Here is an 18061-nt window from a genome sequence, read left to right as displayed (position 1 = left end):
CGTACTGGTCACCTGATGCTAAACGCTGCGGCCCGGACGACGAGCTGTGCATTCGTCGCCGGTAACGTGGGCGGCTGTGGAACCCGACCGTCAAGCCGATATCGCCGCCCTGGACTCCGCCCTGACCACGGTGGAGCGGGTGCTCGATGTGGAGGGTCTGCGCAGCCGCATCCAAAAGCTGGAGCACGAGGCGTCCGATCCCAAACTGTGGGATGACCAGGCCAACGCGCAGCGGGTGACCAGCCAGTTATCGCACACCCAGGGGGAGCTGCGCCGCATCGAAGAACTGCGCCAACGCCTCGATGATCTCCCGATCATGTACGAGCTGGCGGCCGAGGAGGACGCGGCGGACGCCCTGGCCGAGGCCGACGCGGAACTCAAGGCGCTGCGCGCCGATATAGAGGCCGCCGAGGTGCGCACGCTGCTGTCGGGCGAGTACGACGAGCGCGAGGCGCTGGTCACCATCCGCTCCGGCGCCGGCGGGGTGGATGCGGCCGACTGGGCCGAGATGCTGATGCGGATGTACATCCGCTGGGCCGAGCAACACAAGTACGGCGTCGAGGTGTTCGACACCTCCTACGCCGAAGAGGCCGGGATCAAGAGCGCGACGTTCGCGGTGCACGCGCCATACGCATACGGCACCCTGTCCGTCGAACAGGGCACGCACCGGCTGGTCCGGATCAGCCCGTTCGACAACCAGAGCCGGCGCCAGACGTCGTTCGCCGAAGTCGAGGTGCTTCCGGTGGTGGAGACCACCGACCATATCGACATCCCCGACGGCGACGTGCGGGTGGACGTCTACCGTTCCAGCGGTCCGGGCGGTCAGTCGGTGAACACCACCGACTCGGCGGTTCGTTTAACCCACATCCCAACGGGTATCGTCGTGACTTGCCAGAACGAAAAATCGCAACTGCAGAACAAGATCTCGGCAATGCGAGTGCTTCAGGCAAAGCTGTTGGAGCGCAAGCGATTAGAAGAGCGCGCTGAGCTGGATGCGTTGAAGGGTGAAGGCGGCAGCTCCTGGGGTAACCAGATGCGCTCCTACGTACTGCACCCGTATCAGATGGTCAAGGATTTGCGAACCGAATACGAGGTGGGCAATCCGGCCGCCGTACTGGACGGAGACATCGACGGGTTCCTGGAAGCGGGAATCCGGTGGCGCAACCGAAAAGATGACGACTAACACAACTGTTCTTGCATCGACCGCTTCGATAAAGGCGCTGGGCTGGCACGACTTCTGGCGCGGCGAAGCCGGGCAATGGATCATCACCCGCGGCCTGCGCATCGTCATGGTGCTGATCGCCGCGGTGCTGATGGCCCGGTTCGTCAACTGGGTGGCACAACAGGTGACCCGTCAGCTCACCGAGGGCTTCGCTGAAAGCGACGCGCTGGTGCGCTCGGAAACGTCCAAGCACCGTCAGGCGCTGGCCTCGGTGATCTCCTGGGTGTCGGTCGTCATCATCGGCATCTGGGTCATCATGCAGATCGCCAACGTGCTGCAGTTCTCCGTAGGGGGACTGGTCGCGCCCGCCACCGTGGTCGGCGCCGCGCTGGGTTTCGGCGCCCAGCAGTTGGTGCGGGATCTGCTGTCCGGCTTCTTCATCCTGGTGGAGAAGCAGTATGGGTTCGGTGATCTGGTCACCCTGACCGTCGTCTCCGCAACCGAGGCCACCGGCACCGTGGAGAACGTGACATTGCGGGTGACGCGACTGCGCTCGCCGGATGGCGAGGTGCTGACCATTCCCAACGGGCAGATCGTCAAGGTGGTCAACCTGTCCAAGGATTGGGCGCGCGCGGTGGTGGACATCCCGGTGTCGACCAGCGCCGACCTGAACCGGGTCAACGAGGTCTTGCACCAGGAGTGCGACCGCGCGATGGAGAACCCGGTGCTCGGGGAATTGCTGCTGGACCCGCCGACCGTGATGGGCGTGGAAAGCATCGAGGTCGACACCGTCACCCTTCGTGTGGTGGCGCGCACGCTGCCCGGCAAACAGTTCGAGGTCGGCCGGCAGCTGCGTGTCCTGGTCATTCGGGCGCTGGCCCGGGTGGGCATCGTGACCGCGGCGGACGCGACGATAGGCCTGGTTGAGGACGACCCCTCCGTGCCGGCCGCGCAGGCCGCCGAGAAGTCGACCGACGGCAAAGCCGAAGACGCGGTGCAACGGCGGTGAAGTTCACCGTGAGCATCTTCGAGAGGCGCAGCGAAGACAGGCAACGACGACGCTGGAGCCACCTCTTCGGCGGCCGCATGCGCACGTCCACGCTGATATTGATCGTCGCGTTCTTCGCGGTGTGGTGGGTCTACGACACCTACCGTCCGGAAACGGCTCCGAAGCCGCCGGCCCCGCAGGTGGTGCCGCCGGGCTTCGTGCCCGACCCCAACTACACCTGGGTACCGCGAAGCAAAGTGCAGCAGCCTCCGCCAACGGTCACGGTCACCCCGACGCCGACCACCACGCCGAGCACCACCGTGCCGCCCCCCGTCACGACGACGACCACCACGCCGCCGCCGTTCCAGCTGCCGACGCCGCCGTGCCTGCTGCCGCCGCCGTTCTGCCCGCCCAGCACCAGCGCGACGCCACCGCCGCCGCAGCTACCCCAGCCGGGCCCGGGTCCGGTGCCGAGTTCCCCGCCACCGGCCAGCTGACTTGGCTCGCCAGCGAAATTCACGGCTACACTGGCGTGCCGTGATGATCACCCTTGACAACGTCAGCAAGAAGTACAAAGCGTCGGCCCGGCCGGCGCTGGACGACATCAACGTCAAAATCGACAAGGGTGAATTCGTCTTCCTGATCGGCCCTTCGGGCTCCGGCAAGTCGACGTTCATGCGGCTGCTGCTGGCCGAGGAGAGCCCGAACACCGGCGACATTAGGGTCTCGAAGTTTCACGTCAACAAGCTCGCGGGGCGCCACGTCCCGAAGCTGCGTCAGGTCATCGGCTGCGTGTTTCAGGACTTCCGGCTGCTGCAGCAAAAGACCGTGTACGAAAACGTCGCTTTCGCGCTGGAGGTCATCGGCAAGCGACGGGAGGCGATCAACCGGACCGTGCCCGAGGTGCTCGAAACGGTCGGCCTGTCCGGCAAGGCCAGCCGGCTGCCCGGCGAGTTATCGGGCGGCGAGCAGCAACGGGTCGCCATCGCCCGCGCGTTCGTCAACCGCCCGCTGGTGCTGCTGGCCGACGAGCCGACCGGCAACCTCGACCCGGACACCAGTAAGGACATCATGGATTTGTTGGAGCGGATCAACCGCACGGGCACCACGGTGCTGATGGCCACGCACGACCACCACATCGTCGACTCCATGCGGCAGCGGGTCGTCGAGCTGTCGCTGGGCCGGCTCGTTCGCGACGAGCAGCGCGGCATCTACGGGATGGATCGCTAAGTGCGCTTCGGCTTCCTGCTCAACGAGGTCCTGACCGGCCTTCGTCGCAACGTCACCATGACGACCGCGATGATCCTGACCACCGCGATTTCGATCGGCCTGTTCGGCGGTGGACTGCTGGTGGTCCTGTTGGCCGACCACTCGCGGGCCATCTACCTCGACCGGGTCGAGACGCAGGTCTTCCTCACCGAGGACGTCTCCGCCAACGACCCGTCCTGCGGCACCAACCCGTGCAAGGCGTTGCGCGAAAAGATCGAAGCCCGACAGGACGTCAAATCCGTGCGGTTCCTCAACCGCCAGGACGCCTACGACGACGCCATCCGGAAGTTCCCGCAGTACAAGGACGTTGCCGGAAAGGATTCCTTCCCAGCCTCGTTCATCGTCAAGTTGGACAATCCCGAACAGCACAAGGACTTTGACTCCGCTATGCAGGGTCAGCCCGGGGTGCTCTCCGTGCTCAACCAGAAGGACCTGATCGACCGGCTGTTCGCGGTGCTCGACGGCCTGAGCAAGGCCGCGTTCGCCGTCGCCCTGGTGCAGGCCGTCGGCGCGATCCTGTTGATCGCCAACATGGTCCAGGTGGCGGCGTATACGCGCCGCACGGAGATCGGGATCATGCGCCTGGTCGGTGCCAGCCGCTGGTACACCCAATTGCCGTTCCTGGTCGAGGCGATGGTCGCCGCGGCGGTCGGTGTCGCCATCGCGGTCGCCGGGTTAATCCTGGTGCGGGCAACGTTTTTGGACAACGCGCTGAACCAGTTCTACCAAGCCAACCTGATCGCCCGGGTCGACTACGCCGACATCATCTACATCTCGCCATGGCTGTTCCTGCTCGGCGTGTCGATGGCCGCGTTGACCGCCTACGTGACGTTGCGCCTGTACGTACGGCGGTAGCTGTGGCCAACGACTCCAGCCGGGCCAAGGCGGCGGGCGGCAAGCGCGGCAGCAAACAGATCGTGGCCACCAATCGCAAAGCGCGGCACAATTATTCGATCCTCGAGCTTTTCGAGGCGGGCGTGGCTTTGCAGGGCACCGAAGTGAAGAGCCTGCGCGAGGGCCACGCGTCTCTGGCCGACGCCTTCGCAACCGTCGACGACGGCGAAGTGTGGTTGCGTAACTTGCACATTCCGGAGTACGAGCACGGTAGCTGGACCAATCATGAGCCACGTCGCAATCGAAAGTTGTTGTTACATAGGCAACAAATCGACAGACTGGTCGGCAAGATACGTGATGGTAACCTCGCCCTCGTGCCGTTGTCTCTGTATTTCACCGAAGGAAAGGTCAAGGTCGAGCTCGCGCTTGCGCGCGGCAAGCGAGCCTACGACAAGCGTCAGGACGTGGCCCGCCGCGATGCCCAGCGCGAGGTAAGTCGCGAACTGGGCCGGCGAGCCAAGGGCATGAGCTGATCGGGGCGGCTTACGCCCAGCTGTCTGCCGTTACGTACGGCGTCAGCGATTTCGTGGGCGGTGTGGCCGCCCGACGGGTAGCGGCGCTGCGGGTGATGCTCGTGGCCTACCCGATCGAGGCGGTGTTGCTGGGTCTGCTGGCCGTCGTGGTGGGCGGGCCCATTCAGTCCGGCGCGGTCATTTGGGGCGGCCTGTACGGCATCGGGATGGCGTTCGGCATGTGGGCGTTCTTCGCCGCGCTGGGCGCCGGGCCGATATCGGTGGTCTCGCCCTTGGCGGCCGTGCTCAACGCGGCGGTGCCGGTGGCGGTCGGTGTGGCGCTGGGGGAGCGGCCTGGCCAGGCGGCCTCGTTGGGCGTCGTGCTGGCCCTGGTCGCGGTGATGCTGGTCAGCCGCGAGGCCACCGTCGAGGGCACCACGCCCTATCGATTCACGCCGAAGGTCGCCTGGCTCACGGTCGTGGCGGGCTCGGCGATGGGGCTGAACCTGGTGTTCCTTCATCAGGCACCGCACGAGACCAAACTGTGGCCGCTGGTGTTCGCCCGGCTGTCCGCCACCGCCGTGGTGTTCGCCATGTCCGCGATGAGCAAGAACCTCAAGATGCCGCGAGGCAAGCCGCTCAAGCTGGCCCTGGGCGTGGCCGTGCTGGACATCTGCGCCAACGTGACCATGCTGCTGGCGCTGCACACCTGGCTGCTCTCCCTGGCCAGCATCCTGATCTCGCTGTATCCGGCGGCGACGGTCGTGCTGGCGATGGTGGTGCTGCGGGAGCGGGTGAGCCGTTGCCAGGGTGTCGGCATGGTGATGGCCATGGGTTCCGTGGCGATGATCGCCGCAAGCTAACGGATCGGCGCGCGATCGGCTTACTATCCGACCATGGCCGACCGCCCCGTCACGCTGCTGGATAAATCCGACGTCCTCTCCGGGCTCTTCGCCGTGTGGGACTCCATCGACGCGCTGCTCGCCGGGCTGCCCGAGGGCGATTGGCTGGCGCCGACGCCGCTGCCCGGGTGGGACGTCAAGGCCGTGGTCTCGCACATCATCGGCACCGAGTCGTTCCTGGCCGGCATCGCCGCCCCGCAGCCCGACATCGACGTCTCGGCGCTCGAGCACGTCCGCAACGACATCGGCGCGATGAACGAGTGCTGGGTGCGCCACCTCAGCGGGCAGTCCGGCGCCGAAGTGCTGGCGCGGTTCAGGGACATCACCGCCGACCGACGCAAGGCGCTGACCAGCATGTCGGACGAGGAGTGGAACGCGGTGACGGTGACGCCGGTGGGCCCGGAAAGCTACGGCCGGTTCATGCGGGTGCGCGCGTTCGACTGCTGGATGCACGAGCAGGACATCCGGGAGGCGTTGGCGCGGCCGTCGTCCGAATCCGAGCTCGACACGATGGCGGCCGAACTGTCGCTTGACGAGATCGCGGCCACCATCGGTTACGTGGTGGGCAAGCGTGGCAAGGCGCCCGACGGCTCCCGCATCCTGTTCGAGCTGACCGGCCCGGTGGCCCGCGACATCCGCGTCGGCGTGGACGGTCGGGCGCAGCTGGTCGACGACTTCGGCGGCCAGGAACCGACGGCGACGATCCGGCTGGACGGGCTGCAGTTCACCAGGCTGTCGGGCGGGCGGCCCATGTGCCCCGCGCGCGCCCAGGACGTCGAGGTCGGCGGCGATCAAGACGTGGCCAACCGGGTCGTCGAGAATCTGAATTTCGTGATCTGACCGCCGCCTGGCCGGGAACATAATTCCGTTGCCGCTCGTTGAGAGCGGCGTACCATTGATAGTCCTGCCGAAAGTCGGCGGGGATGCTCGAAAAGATAGACAAGGGGCTGAACGGCTTCGACTTCGCGCATCGAATCAAGGGAAGCGTGCCGGTGCAGGCAAGAGACCACCGTAAGCGTCGTTGCAACCATATAAGCGCCGATTCACATCAGCGCGACTACGCTCTCGCTGCCTAAGCGACAGCTAGTCCGTCAGACCGGGAACGCCCTCGACCCGGAGCCTGGCGTCAGCTAGAGGGATCCACCGGTGAGTCCGGTCGCGGGACTCATCGGGACATACACAGCGACTGGGATCGTCATCCTGGCTGGTTCGCGTGACCGGGAGATCCGAGTAGAGGCATAGCGAACTGCGCACGGAGAAGCCTTGAGGGAATGCCGTAGGACCCGGGTTCGATTCCCGGCAGCTCCACAAAGGGAATAAGCAGGTCAGGGAGCATTTCCGCCCTGGCCTGGTTCCTTTCTGAGCACATTTTGGGCACACCCTGATACCAGGTCGTCCATCTTGTCGGCCACGTCGCCAAGGTCATCAGGGAACAAGTGGCCGTATTGATCGAGTGTCATCGTCGGCGTCTTGTGGCCCAACTGGGGCCTGCACCGTCTTGACGTTGGCCCCCGAAGCGATCATCAGCGAGGCGGCAGCGTGCCTTAGCTCCCGAAGCGCGGCCATCTCGCCCCACCCAGGCCGGGTCGTCGCGAGCAGCACCACGATGTCGGGGTGCTTGGACTCGTCGGCCGAACTGGATACCTGAGCGGCGGTCAGGTATTTGCGCGCCGTGGTGGTCTTATGGGGGGCTTGACGCCCCTCGCGGGGTTCGTGGCGAGACGGCGGTCGGCCACAGCATCGTCCAGGATTCCCGCCAGCACGGTATGGGCGTGGGCCACGGAAGATGCCGAAAGCTTCAGCGCGGCAACCCACTTTTGGACCTCAGTCGGACAAATGTCCGAGCTTGTATCACGTGTTGATTGGTGGTACCGATTAAAGGCCAGCATGCGCCGCGGGGTGTCGTACGACATCTTGACGCCTGACGGGTCGCAAACCTACCCGACCTTGAACACTGGCACCCAAGGAGATTAGCTGTGTCGCGGAGCGGGATAACTGGCGGGTCTGTTCAGGGTGCGGTCGCGGTTTTGTCTGTTGTTCTTGCCGGAGCCGCTCTTGCCGTGTCGATCAACTCTTACCGGGTTGCGAAAGCCGGTCAAGCTCGGTTGGACCGCCAGGACATGCAGACGTACGCGTCCAAGGTATTCCTCAGCGAAGGCCCAAGCAGCATGGCTGATCCGGATACGAACCGGGCAAACAACTGGGTCTACAACGCAAGCGGCAGCCCAATTTTCGGTGTCTGGGTGCAGGGAACTGATAACCGAGTTACTCGGATCTATACAATTGCACCGTGCGAAATGTACGAGCTGCAGCCAAATTTCCCGGCGCGCACATTATATTTCAAAGATCCGAACGGCGGATGGCATAGGGATGAAGCCAACCAACAGCTCGGGTCAGGCTATAAAGAAATCCCTGAGCAGACCACAGATCATACGCTCCGCACCAAGCGGATCGAAGGCTGCACATAGCCGCCACTGCGGCTTCGACCGTTCGCGCAGCAACCGCAGCTGCTTTCTGTCGGAGTACCCCACATGCCGTTGGGCGCGGACGCTGGTGGCCTACGAGCCGGTCGGCTGGCTTGCATCACCGCCAAATCCGTTTAAGCCGGCTAAGCTAGCGTTTTAATGGGTCCGGCCAGGGAGGCCACAAGACCTAACGGGTGGCGTCGACGTATGAGCGTCTCAAGGCTCTGGTACTGGAATCGCTGCCCCAGTCCAGTACCCGGCCGTAGCCCAAGTGCTGAACAGCTTAGAGGGGACCCGCTGCGTCGACGGCCGAGGTGGGCACGCTGGTTCAAAATCAGTCCGGAGGAGTACTTGTCTGCCACCCCAACTGTTCTGTCGCCCAAAGCCAACTGTCGGCTTGGTGGGAAGGATGGGTTTTCAAGAAGGATCCCCAGCAGTTGCCCATTGTCCTTCCCGGGGATAGCACGGACGCGTGGGCGGCCGCTGATGGAGGCATCCCGGCAATTGGCAACAACGTCAAAGTGGATGTGCAGGGGCGCAACAAACACATGGTTATCGTCGACAGCATCTCGGTGAACGTGGTCTCCCACACAGACCCGCAACAGAGTACGTGGGCGAGCACCTGGGCACGGTGCGGACCTACCCAAGGTATGGCTTCCAGGCAAACCTGGACACGACACCCGTTGCCGTTGCTCCTGTCCCCGCGGAATCGGCCGTTGCCGCCGGCCAGGAGGACCGCCTTCCGGGTAACTTGCCCCCCACGGTCAGCGATGGGGCACCAGAAGTCTGCTATCTGACAGCGATTACGACTACTCGCACCTGCGAATGGACCGCAACTCTGAACTGGACGTCAGAGGATAAGTAGGGTCACACCGACATCACCAACAACGGTCATCCCTTCCGGGTCGCAGCCGTCACCCGCTCCATCCGTGTGTTGCCCGGTGACAATCAATGGATGATAGTCAGACCGCAGAGGTATAACGGCTGTCTGCCGCAATCGATGCAGCCTCGATATAGCCCGACGGCGCATCGCATAACCGGCAGCATGACGCCCCGAAAACCGAAAGGTCCGTGCGCAGCATCGCTGAGTATGGGATGGCAGCGGTTATTACGGCCCGGGACTCATCGAGGCTCCGCTGTAGCCAACGGGCAAGCAAGTCGTATGTGGCAGCACGGATGCTTCAATGGCATTGCGCCGAAAGCCATTTCGGTCCGGCATCCGCCTCGCTGTGGGAGCGACGGGCTAGTGGTGGATTGTCGGGCGCCGATCACCACTCGTTCGGGGGCAGCTTGTGTTTAGGCAGCGACGGGCGCAACCCGCGTCGCCCAGTCGCGTACGTGCTGAATTGCGAGCCCAAGATACGTCTGGCCCGGCCACACCTCATCAATTGGGTAGCGGATGTGCGGACCGGTGCCGGCGGCCAGGAATGTCAAGCCGATTCGTGCCGCCGCGGCCGCGGCGGCGGTGCCGGTCAAGGTGTCGGGGTTGCCGAAACCGATTAGCCCGGTCAACCCGGCCAGCAGCAGCGGGATCATGTACTGCGCGATGCCGCCAACCCCGCCGGCGACCGCCTTTAGGGCGTCGGGCACTTCGATGCCGGAATCCTCGGCGATCTCAGGAATGGCTTTCACGATCGCCTGTGCGGCGTAGACGGGGTCGCGGAAGCTGAAGTTGGTCACCATGTCGTAGGCGTCCTGCATGATTTCGCCAGTCTTGCCCCGTGGCACCCGGGCGTACATGTCGCCGGGTGCACTGATGTTGGTTAGCCAGCAGTGCCGCGCATCGCGTATGTCGCCGTACTGCCACGAGGCGATGCCCTGGCCGCCGGGATCCCATCCGTCGTAGGGGTAGAAACATCCCCCCGGGGGGCGTGTCGGATCGCCCATTGAAAAGCTGCACAAGTAGTTGTCGGCGTGAGTCTCGGTCATCCACTTGCGTAGCCGTGCGGTGACCTCGGCGCCGGCGGAATAGCCGCCGAGGATAATTTTCCGCTTGGGGTTGGCCTCCAGGGCGCTCGTAATCATGTTCTGGGCAGCGGCGAGTGCTTCGGCCACCGCCGCGTTCATCGATGGGTCTGCGGGGTTGCCGGCGGTGCCGACCGGGATCCCGCCCATTGTTGCCGCCCACGTTGGATTCTGCTCTTCGACCAGATCAGATACGGCCTGGCAGACTCGACTGACCGGGTCCTCGCCGATGATGCCGCCGGTGCCGCGATGCACTACTGCTAAATGACGCGGGCCTTCTGCTCTGAGGGCCGGTGGCGGTGTGCCGAGGGGAGCGGTATAGCCGGCCCGGGCCGCGGTCACCACATCGAACTCACCAGTCTGCGGTAGCCCCAGGCGGCGCTGCATCTCTTTGACCGCGACCACTTCGTCGTTGCCGTAGGCGCCATCGGCCGACGGCGCATAGGAGGGGTACCACCGCTGAAACCAGCTCTGCCAGTGGATGATCTCTGGTCCATTCGATCCGAGTCGGTAGGGCAAAGGCATCAGGATTCACTTTCTGTCCGACCCGCGACGTCCTACCACGCCGCAGGTACTGAGGTCGTTGGTTTGGCTCCATCCTTCAATTCGGCATAGTTACAACCTGGGGGCCTCGATATGCAGACTGTGGCGATCATGGGGTCAGAGGCGTGACCCGTTCTGGGCTGCCACCGTGCTGTTGTCCAACCTCATAGGCCCATTCGCTTCACCATCGGGCGCAACGTGTCTTGGATCATCGGGCATCTCTCACGCATTCCTCGAATTTCGTTTCCCGGCAACCACTTTTCTCGCTGACGGGGTACGGTTTGCGCCATCCGCTGCGGGTGCGATCGTCTTGACGGGCGCCGCGGTTTTTGCGGGCGGAATTGTCTTGACGGGTGCCGCGTCTTTTGCGGTCGGTTTTGGTCTACGGGGCACCGACTTTTTGGGAGGCGCCGCGGCTTGGGTGAGCAGTGCGTCCAGTGCGGGCTTGTATTTGGCTAGGAAGTCCACAAGGGTCAGGTCGGCGCCGCTGGCGTCGGAGCCGAGCTTTGGCCAGCCGTGCCCGTATCCATCCGAACCCACCGGTCCAGCCAGCTGCTCGTAGACGAGCCGTAGGTAGTCCGGGGGCGCCTGGGGAATCACGACCGGACCTGGCAGTGCGTTCTCGATGATCGGGCCGGGTAGATACCAGAAATCTGTCCAACTCGAATCATCAATCGGAGTAGCCGCTGTAGGAGGCTCAACGATGTCACCGTTGCCGCCCGATTCCATTAGGACGCCGTCGACTTCGCAAACTATGTGGCTGTTCATCCCGCCACCGCCGTGCAGGATCGACACCTTTACGACCGCGTTGGCCGGCCACTGCGGCGGCTGCCCACCAATGCAAATAGTGTTGAAAGGCCCCACTGTGCCGGGTGGGCTTCCAGGCGGCCAACTCTCAGTGGTGACCGTACGCTGCCAGATCATATTGGTCGGCCCCCACAACACCGCCTTGAGTGCCCAGTCGACCAACCCCGAACAGTCGGTGCCCTGCTTGACGTTCACAGGGTCGAAGTAACCCCCGTAGTTATAGCGGTCACCGATTCGGGCATTAAAACCTTGCTTGCAGAAGTCGATGTTGGCGCGTAGGAGGCCAGTCTTCGGCAGCGCAACCCCGTCAGGAAGTCGCCATCCCTGATTAATGACTGCGTCCCACTCTCCTTGATAGACATTGCCCGTCACATGCCAACCGTGGGACTGCTGACAGACGATCGCCGCGGCCCTGGTTGTGTCATCGAATTTTCCACTGGCCGGAATGCCTAACGCAGTCTGCCAGCGCGTGAGCCCGTCGTGAGAAGACTGGGGCTCAGACCCATCCAGGTTTGACCAGGCATTGTCCGGGCCCTGCTGCGGTCCCCAGTAAACGCCAGGCGGCAGCGGCCAAGCATTTGGGTCCACGGGCGTGACCAATCGATTATAAAGTGCGACAGCATCATTCCATCTTTTGTCGTACGCATCAGGAACTGCGGAGCGTTGCACAAGCTGCGCGTAGGAACCGGGACTTTGAGCATCCGAATTGTAATTAAAGGCTCTCAATCCTTTGATTGAGCCACCCACGCCGTCGTAAAACTGCCCCGCCGAACACGCGGCGTCCATGCGGCATTCAACTGTGCCCCACCAAGGTTGTTGTTGAAACAGCCCCACAGATTGATGATCACAGCCGACAGCGTCGTGTGGAAACTTCATGCTTGGCGGATCAGCCTCGTTCGCATACATCTTCAAGTTTGATTCGACAAGCGCTGTGGCCAAGGCGATTTGGATCCCCTTCGGTGTGATCCCTCGCCGTTGACCTTCGGCAATGATGGCTTTTGCGTAATCATCGGATTTCATTGGTGTACCTCCTGTGAGATCACCGACACGGCGTTGCCGGCCCAGTTGGCGACATACACGACGCTGCCGTTGGGGCTGACCGCCAGCCCGCTCGCAGATTGGCCGATAGGGACGGCATTACCAATGACGGTGTTGGTGGTCGTGTCGATCACCGATACCGTGGCGGCGTTGAAGTCACCGCCGGTGACGTAGGCGAGGCTTCCGTCGGGGCTGACCGCTACAACCCCCGCGCCGTCGATGGTGATGGTGGCGGTGACGGTGTTGGTGCTGGTGTCGATGACTGATACCGTGTCGAGCTCGTTGTTGGTTGCATAAGCGTGGGCGCCGTCAGGGCTGACCGCCACCCCGTACACGTTCGGGACCAGGTGGACAGTCGCGATGACGGTGTTCGTAGCGGTGTCAATTACTGACGCCGAGCCGGCGGCGTTGGCGACATAGACACGACTGCCGTCGCGGTTCACGGCAACTTCGCGTGGGCCACCACCGACCGGGATGGTGCTAAGGCTGTTGCTGGAGGTGTCGATCACCGACACGGAGTCGGACTCGTGGTTGGTGACATAGGCACAACTCCCGTCAGGGCTAAACGCCACCCCCCAAGGGGTTCTCCCAACCGCGATGGTTGCGGTCACGGTCTGGGCGCTGGTGTCGATCACCGACACCGAATTTGCCCCCACGCCAAGGTTGGCAACGTAGACCAGTCCGCCGCCAGGGCTGACCGCCACTCCCTGCGGTTGGCTGCCGACCGGGATCCGATTGCCGATCACGGTGTTGGTGGCCGTGTCGATCACCGACACTGAGCCTGCGGCGTAGTCGGCGACGTAGGCGCGAGTTCCGTCGGGGCTAAACGCCACACGAGATGGCCCGGAGTAGTCACCGACCGGGATGGTGGTGGTAACGGTGGCCTGTGTTGGTGCGATCGGGATGTCGGTGACAGTGACGTGGGTGATGCCGCCGTGGCCATCGTTCGCGGCGACCGTGAAACCGTCGGTGTCAGTTTCCGGAGTCAGGCCGGCACGCAGACGGCCAGCTTGGGTGGGGGTGTAGATGTACGTGCCGTTGGTGTCGATGGTGAGCGTCCCGCTAACGGGTGCAGCCGTGACCGTGTAGGTGAGGAGATCACCGTCGGGGTCGGTGAAGCCGAGCGTGCCGGTCACCACGCCAGTCGCCGGGTTGGCGCTATCGATCGTGGGCGTGCCCGCGACCGGGGCATGGTTCATACCGGGCGCGGCGAGGGAGATGACCGACACTGAGTTGTCGCCGGTGCCGACGTTGCTGACGTAGACGGCGCCGTCGGGGCTGACCGCCACCCCCCACGGCGAGATGCCCACGGGCACGGTGGTGATGACGGTGTTGTAGGCGGCACTGGTGGGGTCGCTGTCGATGACCGCCACCGCGTTGCTGCTCTCGATGGCGACGTAGACTAGGGTGCCGTCCGGGCTGAATGCCACCTGGCTGGGGAAGTTGCCGGCGCCAACGGTGGCGATGACAGTGTTGCTGGCGGTGTCGATCACCGACACCGTGTTGCTGTTGGAGCTAGCGACATACACCCGGGTGCCGTCGGGGCTGATCGCCACGCCGTGCGAGTAGTAGTCGACGCTGACGGTGGCGGTGACGGTGTTGTAGGTGGGGCTGGCGGTGTCGGTGTCGATCACCGAAACTGAGCTGCCGAAGGTGTTGACGACGTAGGCGCGGGTGCCGTTGGGGCTGATCGCAATCCCCCACGGGCTGGAGCCGACGGGAATGGTGGTGGCGACGGTGTTGGTGGTGGTGTCGATCACCGTCACCGAACCGGGGCCATGCCAGTTGAAGTTGTTGACGTAGGCGCGGGTGCCGTCCGGGGTGACCGCCACCCCCTGCGGACCGGTGCCAACGCCGACGGCGGCAGTCACAGTGTTGTAGGTGGGGCTGTCGGGATTGGTGTCGATAACTGACACGGAGTTGCCGCCGGCGTTGGTGACATAGGCGTGGCTGCCGTCAGGGCTGACCGCCACGAACGTCGGAACGCCGCCGACGGGAACGGTGGCGGTGGCGGTGTTGGTGGCGGTGTCGATCACCGACACCGTGCCGGTGGCCTGGGCGGCGACGTAGGCGCGATGGCCGTCGGGACTGAAGGCCACCCCGTAAGGGCTGCTGCCGACGGGAATGGTGCCGGTGACGGTGGCCTGCGCCGGCGAGACGGGCACGCTGACCAACACGGGGGCGGAGCCGCCGTGGCCGTCGGCGATGGTCACGGTGAAGCGATCCGTTTCGGTTTCGGGCGTTTGGCCGGCATGCAGGCGGGCGGCGTCGGTGGGGACGTAGGTGAATGAGCCGTCCGGGTCGACGGTGACGGCGCCCTGCGACGGCGCAGCGCTGACGGTGTAGGTCAGCATGTCGCCGTCCGCATCGGTGACGGCGACCGAGCCGGCTACGACGCCAGTGACGAGATCAGGGGCACCGATGCTCGCCGAGCCAGCGGGCGCGACGTTGGTGGGGCTGATGGGAACGCTGACCGGCACACTAACCATGCCGCCGCGGCCGTCGCTGACCACGGCGGTGAAGGAGTCCTGCTTCTCGTCGACGGTGGCGTCGTCGGCGGAGGCGGCGTGGCGGGCGATGCCGATCGGCGTGTAAGCGAACGAACCGTGGGTGTTGATGACCGCATTGCCGCCCTTGTCGGTGGCGATCGGGCTCGCGTAGCTGAGTGTGTCGCCGTCGGGGTCGGTGACATGCAGTGCGCCCTCGACGCTGCCGGTGCCCGGATCCACGGTCGTGATCGTGTACGCGGGGTCGGCGGCCACCGGCGCGTGGTTCTGCCTGGTGACGAACGAGATGACAGAAACGGTGTTGGCGTTTTGGTTGGTGACGTAAGCGTGGATGCCGTCGGGGCTGACCGCGACATCGATTGGGGTGCTGCCGACCGGGATGGGGCCGTCGATCACGGTGTTGATGGTCGTGTCAAGGACGGTCACGGTGCCGGTGTTGCTGGTGACGTAGGCGAGGCTGCCGTCGGGGCTGACCGCGACCCCGACGGGAGCGGTGCCGACCGCGATGGGGTCGCCGATCACGGTGTGCGTGGTGGTGTCGATCACCGACACGGTGTTGCCGAGGGCGTTGGCGACGTAGGCGCGAGTGCCGTCGGGGCTGAGCGCCACCCCGATGGGAGCGGTGCCGACGGGGATGGAGGCGGTGACGGTGTTGGTGGTGGTGTCGATCACCGACACGGTGTTGCTGTAGCCGTTGGTGACGTAGGCGCGGGTGCCATCGGGGCTGATCGCCGCTCCATCCGGGAAGTTGCCGACCGCGATGGGGTTGCCGATCACCGTGTTATAGGTCGGACTTTGCGAGTTGGTGTCGATCACTGACACGGTGTTGCCGTTGGCGTTGGTGATGTAGGCGCGGGTGCCGTCGCGGCTGATTGCCAACGCGATCGGGTTGGTACCGACGGGGATCGGGTTGCCGATCACGCTGTTGGTGGCGGTGTCGATCACCGAGACGGTGCTGGTGTTGTAGTTGGTGGCGTAGACGCGGATGCCGTCGCGGCTGACCGCCAGCCGGGTCGGGATCGTGCCGGCACCGACGGGGATGGTGGCGGTGACGGTGTTGGTGGCGGTATCGATCACCGAGACGGTGCAGGTGTTGACGTTGGCGATGTAGGCGTGGCTTCCGTTGGGGCTGACCGCCACCCCGTAGGGCCCGCTGGCGACCGGGATCGTGGCAGTGACGTTGGCGTGCGCCGGTGAGACAGGCACGTTGATGTGCACGGGGGTGGTGCCGCCGTGGGCGTCGTCGGCGGCGATGGTGAAGCTGTCGGTGTCGGTTTCGGGGGTCAGGCCAGCGTGTAGGCGAGCAGCTTGGGTGGGGGTGTAGGTGTAGGCGCCGGTGGCGCAGTTCACCGTTGCCTGACCGCTTGCCGGTGTAGCTGTGAGGGTGTAGGTGAGTGGGTCGCCGTCGGGGTCGGTGGCGGCGATGGTGCCGGCGACGATGCCGGTGTCGGGGTTGGGGTCACCGACGGTGGCGGTGGCGGTGGGTGCGGTGTTGGCCGGGGTGATGGGAACGCTGACCGCGACCGTGGCGGTGCCGCCGTGGCCGTCGCTGACGGTCACGACGAAGGAGTCTTGTTGGTCCGCGGGGGTGGCGTCCTCGGCGGACGCAGCGTGGCGAGCCGCGAGGGTGGGCGTGTAGGCGAATGAGGCGTCCGGGTTGATGACCGCATTGCCGCCCTTGTCGGTGGTGATCGGGCTGGCATAGCTCAGGGTGTCGCCGTCGGGGTCGGTGACATGCAACGTGCCATCCACCGCGCCGCCGTCGGCATGCACGAGCCCGATGGTGTAGGCCGGATCCGCTACTACCGGCGGGGTGTTGGGGGGAGGTGGGGCCCCTTGGGTATCGATCACCGATACGGTGTTCGCGCCGTAGTTGGCGACGTAAAGGTGCTTGGCGCGGACCGCCATCGCGATCGGGTTGTTGCCGACGGTGATCGTGCTCATCACAGTGTTCTTGCTGGTGTTGATGACCGTCACGGTGCCGTCGAAGAAATTGGTGACGTAGAGTCGCTGGCCACTGCCGACCACCCCGATCGGATGATTGCCGACCGCGATGGTGGCGGTGACTTTATTGGTGGTGGTGTCGATCACCGTCACCGTGTTGCTGTCGGCGTTGCCGACATAGAGGCGGTGCCCGCTCAGCACCGCCACTCCGTGCGGACTATTGCCGACGGCGATGGTGGCGATGACGGTGTTCTTCTTCGTGTCGATCACCGAGACCGTGTTGCTGCCGTAGTTGGTGACATAAAGGCGGTCCGCGCTGAATACGGCATTGAGGGGACGGCTTCCCACGGTGATGGTGGCGATGACGCTCTTCTTCTTGGTGTTGATCACCGTCACGGCACCGTTCATGTGGTTGGTGACGTACGCGCGTTCACCGTGGACCACCACCGCGGCGGGTTGGCCGCCGACGGTAATCGGTTCGCCCTCAACGGTATTGGTCTTTGTATTGATCACCGTCACGGTTCCGTCGTTGAAGTTGGTGACGTAACTACGGTTACCGGCAACCGCTATACCGCCCGGAGAGTTGCCGACGACGATTGGTGCGCCGCTGAGAGTGTCCGTCTTGGTGTTGATCACCATCACGGTGTTGTCGAGGTTGTTGGTGACGTAGAGGTCGTCACCTTTGATCGCCAACCCAGTCGGCCCATGGCCGACGGCGATTGTGTTGACAACGTTGCCTGTCTTCGCTGGCGCACGGAACGCGACCGCCTTGAGGTCGCGATTGATGATGCCAACGGATCCAGAATGCTTCGCTGAACGCATTTTTGCCCCACCTTGATTCGCCAACTCGATTGCCAGAGGCTTCTTTTGGCTGCGACCGACGCTAACCGCTCCAACGGTGTGCCACTAGTGACCAAAGTCACCGGGGGAGAGGCGGTGGACATAAGACGCGGCCGGCCCGGTTGTGGGGGCCCGCAGCCTTGACGACCGGCGAACAGATCGAGGAAGCTCTACGCGAGACGTTGCGCGAATCTGTACTAGCCGGCCTTCGCATTGGGCACTGCAAGGAAGCGACCTCGGGTGGCTAATCGCAAGCGGCGGGGAACCATCCGCGCCGGACGAGGA

The 18061-nt window shown here is 64.4% G+C and carries 12 protein-coding genes and 1 other RNA gene; 10 read left to right on the top strand and 3 right to left on the bottom strand.

The annotated features are described in order from the left end of the window. Window positions 1-76: 76 nt before the first annotated feature. The 10 genes from prfB (at window position 77) to AC5Y7V_RS11405 (ending at window position 8135) form a co-directional block, all read left to right on the top strand. Window positions 77-1183 (top strand): peptide chain release factor 2, encoded by a 1107-nt coding sequence (prfB, locus tag AC5Y7V_RS11450; protein WP_499880124.1) that lies wholly within the window; start codon window positions 77-79, stop codon window positions 1181-1183. After that, on the top strand, window positions 1173-2171 hold the full coding sequence (locus tag AC5Y7V_RS11445; RefSeq protein ID WP_499880123.1) for a mechanosensitive ion channel family protein: 999 nt from the start codon (window positions 1173-1175) through the stop codon (window positions 2169-2171). Before prfB ends, AC5Y7V_RS11445 begins: the two co-directional genes overlap by 11 nt. Next, window positions 2168-2647 carry an Rv3103c family proline-rich protein gene (locus tag AC5Y7V_RS11440; protein WP_499880122.1) on the top strand — a complete coding sequence of 160 codons (480 nt, stop codon included), beginning with the start codon at window positions 2168-2170 and terminating at the stop codon, window positions 2645-2647. The genes AC5Y7V_RS11445 and AC5Y7V_RS11440 overlap by 4 nt, the downstream gene beginning before the upstream one ends. A 43-nt stretch (window positions 2648-2690) precedes the next feature. Then, window positions 2691-3380, top strand: a complete 690-nt coding sequence (gene ftsE / locus AC5Y7V_RS11435; protein ID WP_499880196.1) for a cell division ATP-binding protein FtsE — start codon at window positions 2691-2693, stop codon at window positions 3378-3380. Continuing rightward, window positions 3381-4274, top strand: coding sequence for a permease-like cell division protein FtsX (gene ftsX / locus AC5Y7V_RS11430; protein ID WP_499880121.1), 894 nt, complete (start codon window positions 3381-3383; stop codon window positions 4272-4274). A 2-nt stretch (window positions 4275-4276) separates the two neighbouring features. Beyond that, a complete protein-coding gene (smpB, locus tag AC5Y7V_RS11425; RefSeq protein WP_499880120.1) occupies window positions 4277-4786 on the top strand; it encodes an SsrA-binding protein SmpB in 510 nt (169 codons plus the stop codon). Next, window positions 4783-5628: an EamA family transporter gene (locus AC5Y7V_RS11420; RefSeq protein WP_499880195.1), complete on the top strand. Its 846-nt coding sequence runs from the start codon at window positions 4783-4785 to the stop codon at window positions 5626-5628. The genes smpB and AC5Y7V_RS11420 overlap by 4 nt, the downstream gene beginning before the upstream one ends. Before the next feature lie 33 nt (window positions 5629-5661). After that, window positions 5662-6507: a maleylpyruvate isomerase family mycothiol-dependent enzyme gene (locus AC5Y7V_RS11415; protein WP_499880119.1), complete on the top strand. Its 846-nt coding sequence runs from the start codon at window positions 5662-5664 to the stop codon at window positions 6505-6507. Between the two features lie 103 nt (window positions 6508-6610). Continuing rightward, window positions 6611-6978: a transfer-messenger RNA gene (gene ssrA, locus AC5Y7V_RS11410) on the top strand. Window positions 6979-7643: 665 nt separating this feature from the next. After that, a complete protein-coding gene (locus tag AC5Y7V_RS11405; protein ID WP_499880118.1) occupies window positions 7644-8135 on the top strand; it encodes a hypothetical protein in 492 nt (163 codons plus the stop codon). A gap of 1293 nt (window positions 8136-9428) precedes the next feature. Here AC5Y7V_RS11405 and AC5Y7V_RS11400 read toward each other — a convergent pair. The 3 genes from AC5Y7V_RS11400 to AC5Y7V_RS11390 form a co-directional block, all read right to left on the bottom strand. Continuing rightward, window positions 9429-10622 carry a peptidoglycan-binding domain-containing protein gene (locus AC5Y7V_RS11400; RefSeq protein WP_499880117.1) on the bottom strand — a complete coding sequence of 398 codons (1194 nt, stop codon included), beginning with the start codon at window positions 10620-10622 and terminating at the stop codon, window positions 9429-9431. A gap of 240 nt (window positions 10623-10862) precedes the next feature. Further along, window positions 10863-12467 (bottom strand): hypothetical protein, encoded by a 1605-nt coding sequence (locus AC5Y7V_RS11395; RefSeq protein WP_499880116.1) that lies wholly within the window; start codon window positions 12465-12467, stop codon window positions 10863-10865. Then, window positions 12464-17629, bottom strand: a complete 5166-nt coding sequence (locus AC5Y7V_RS11390) for a cadherin-like domain-containing protein (protein WP_499880115.1) — start codon at window positions 17627-17629, stop codon at window positions 12464-12466. The genes AC5Y7V_RS11395 and AC5Y7V_RS11390 overlap by 4 nt, the downstream gene beginning before the upstream one ends. Window positions 17630-18061 lie beyond the last annotated feature (432 nt).

Source organism: Mycobacterium sp. NGS34 (assembly GCF_059812845.1).
Note: the sequence above shows the minus strand (reverse complement) of the source record. Positions and strands in the feature narration are given on the sequence as shown.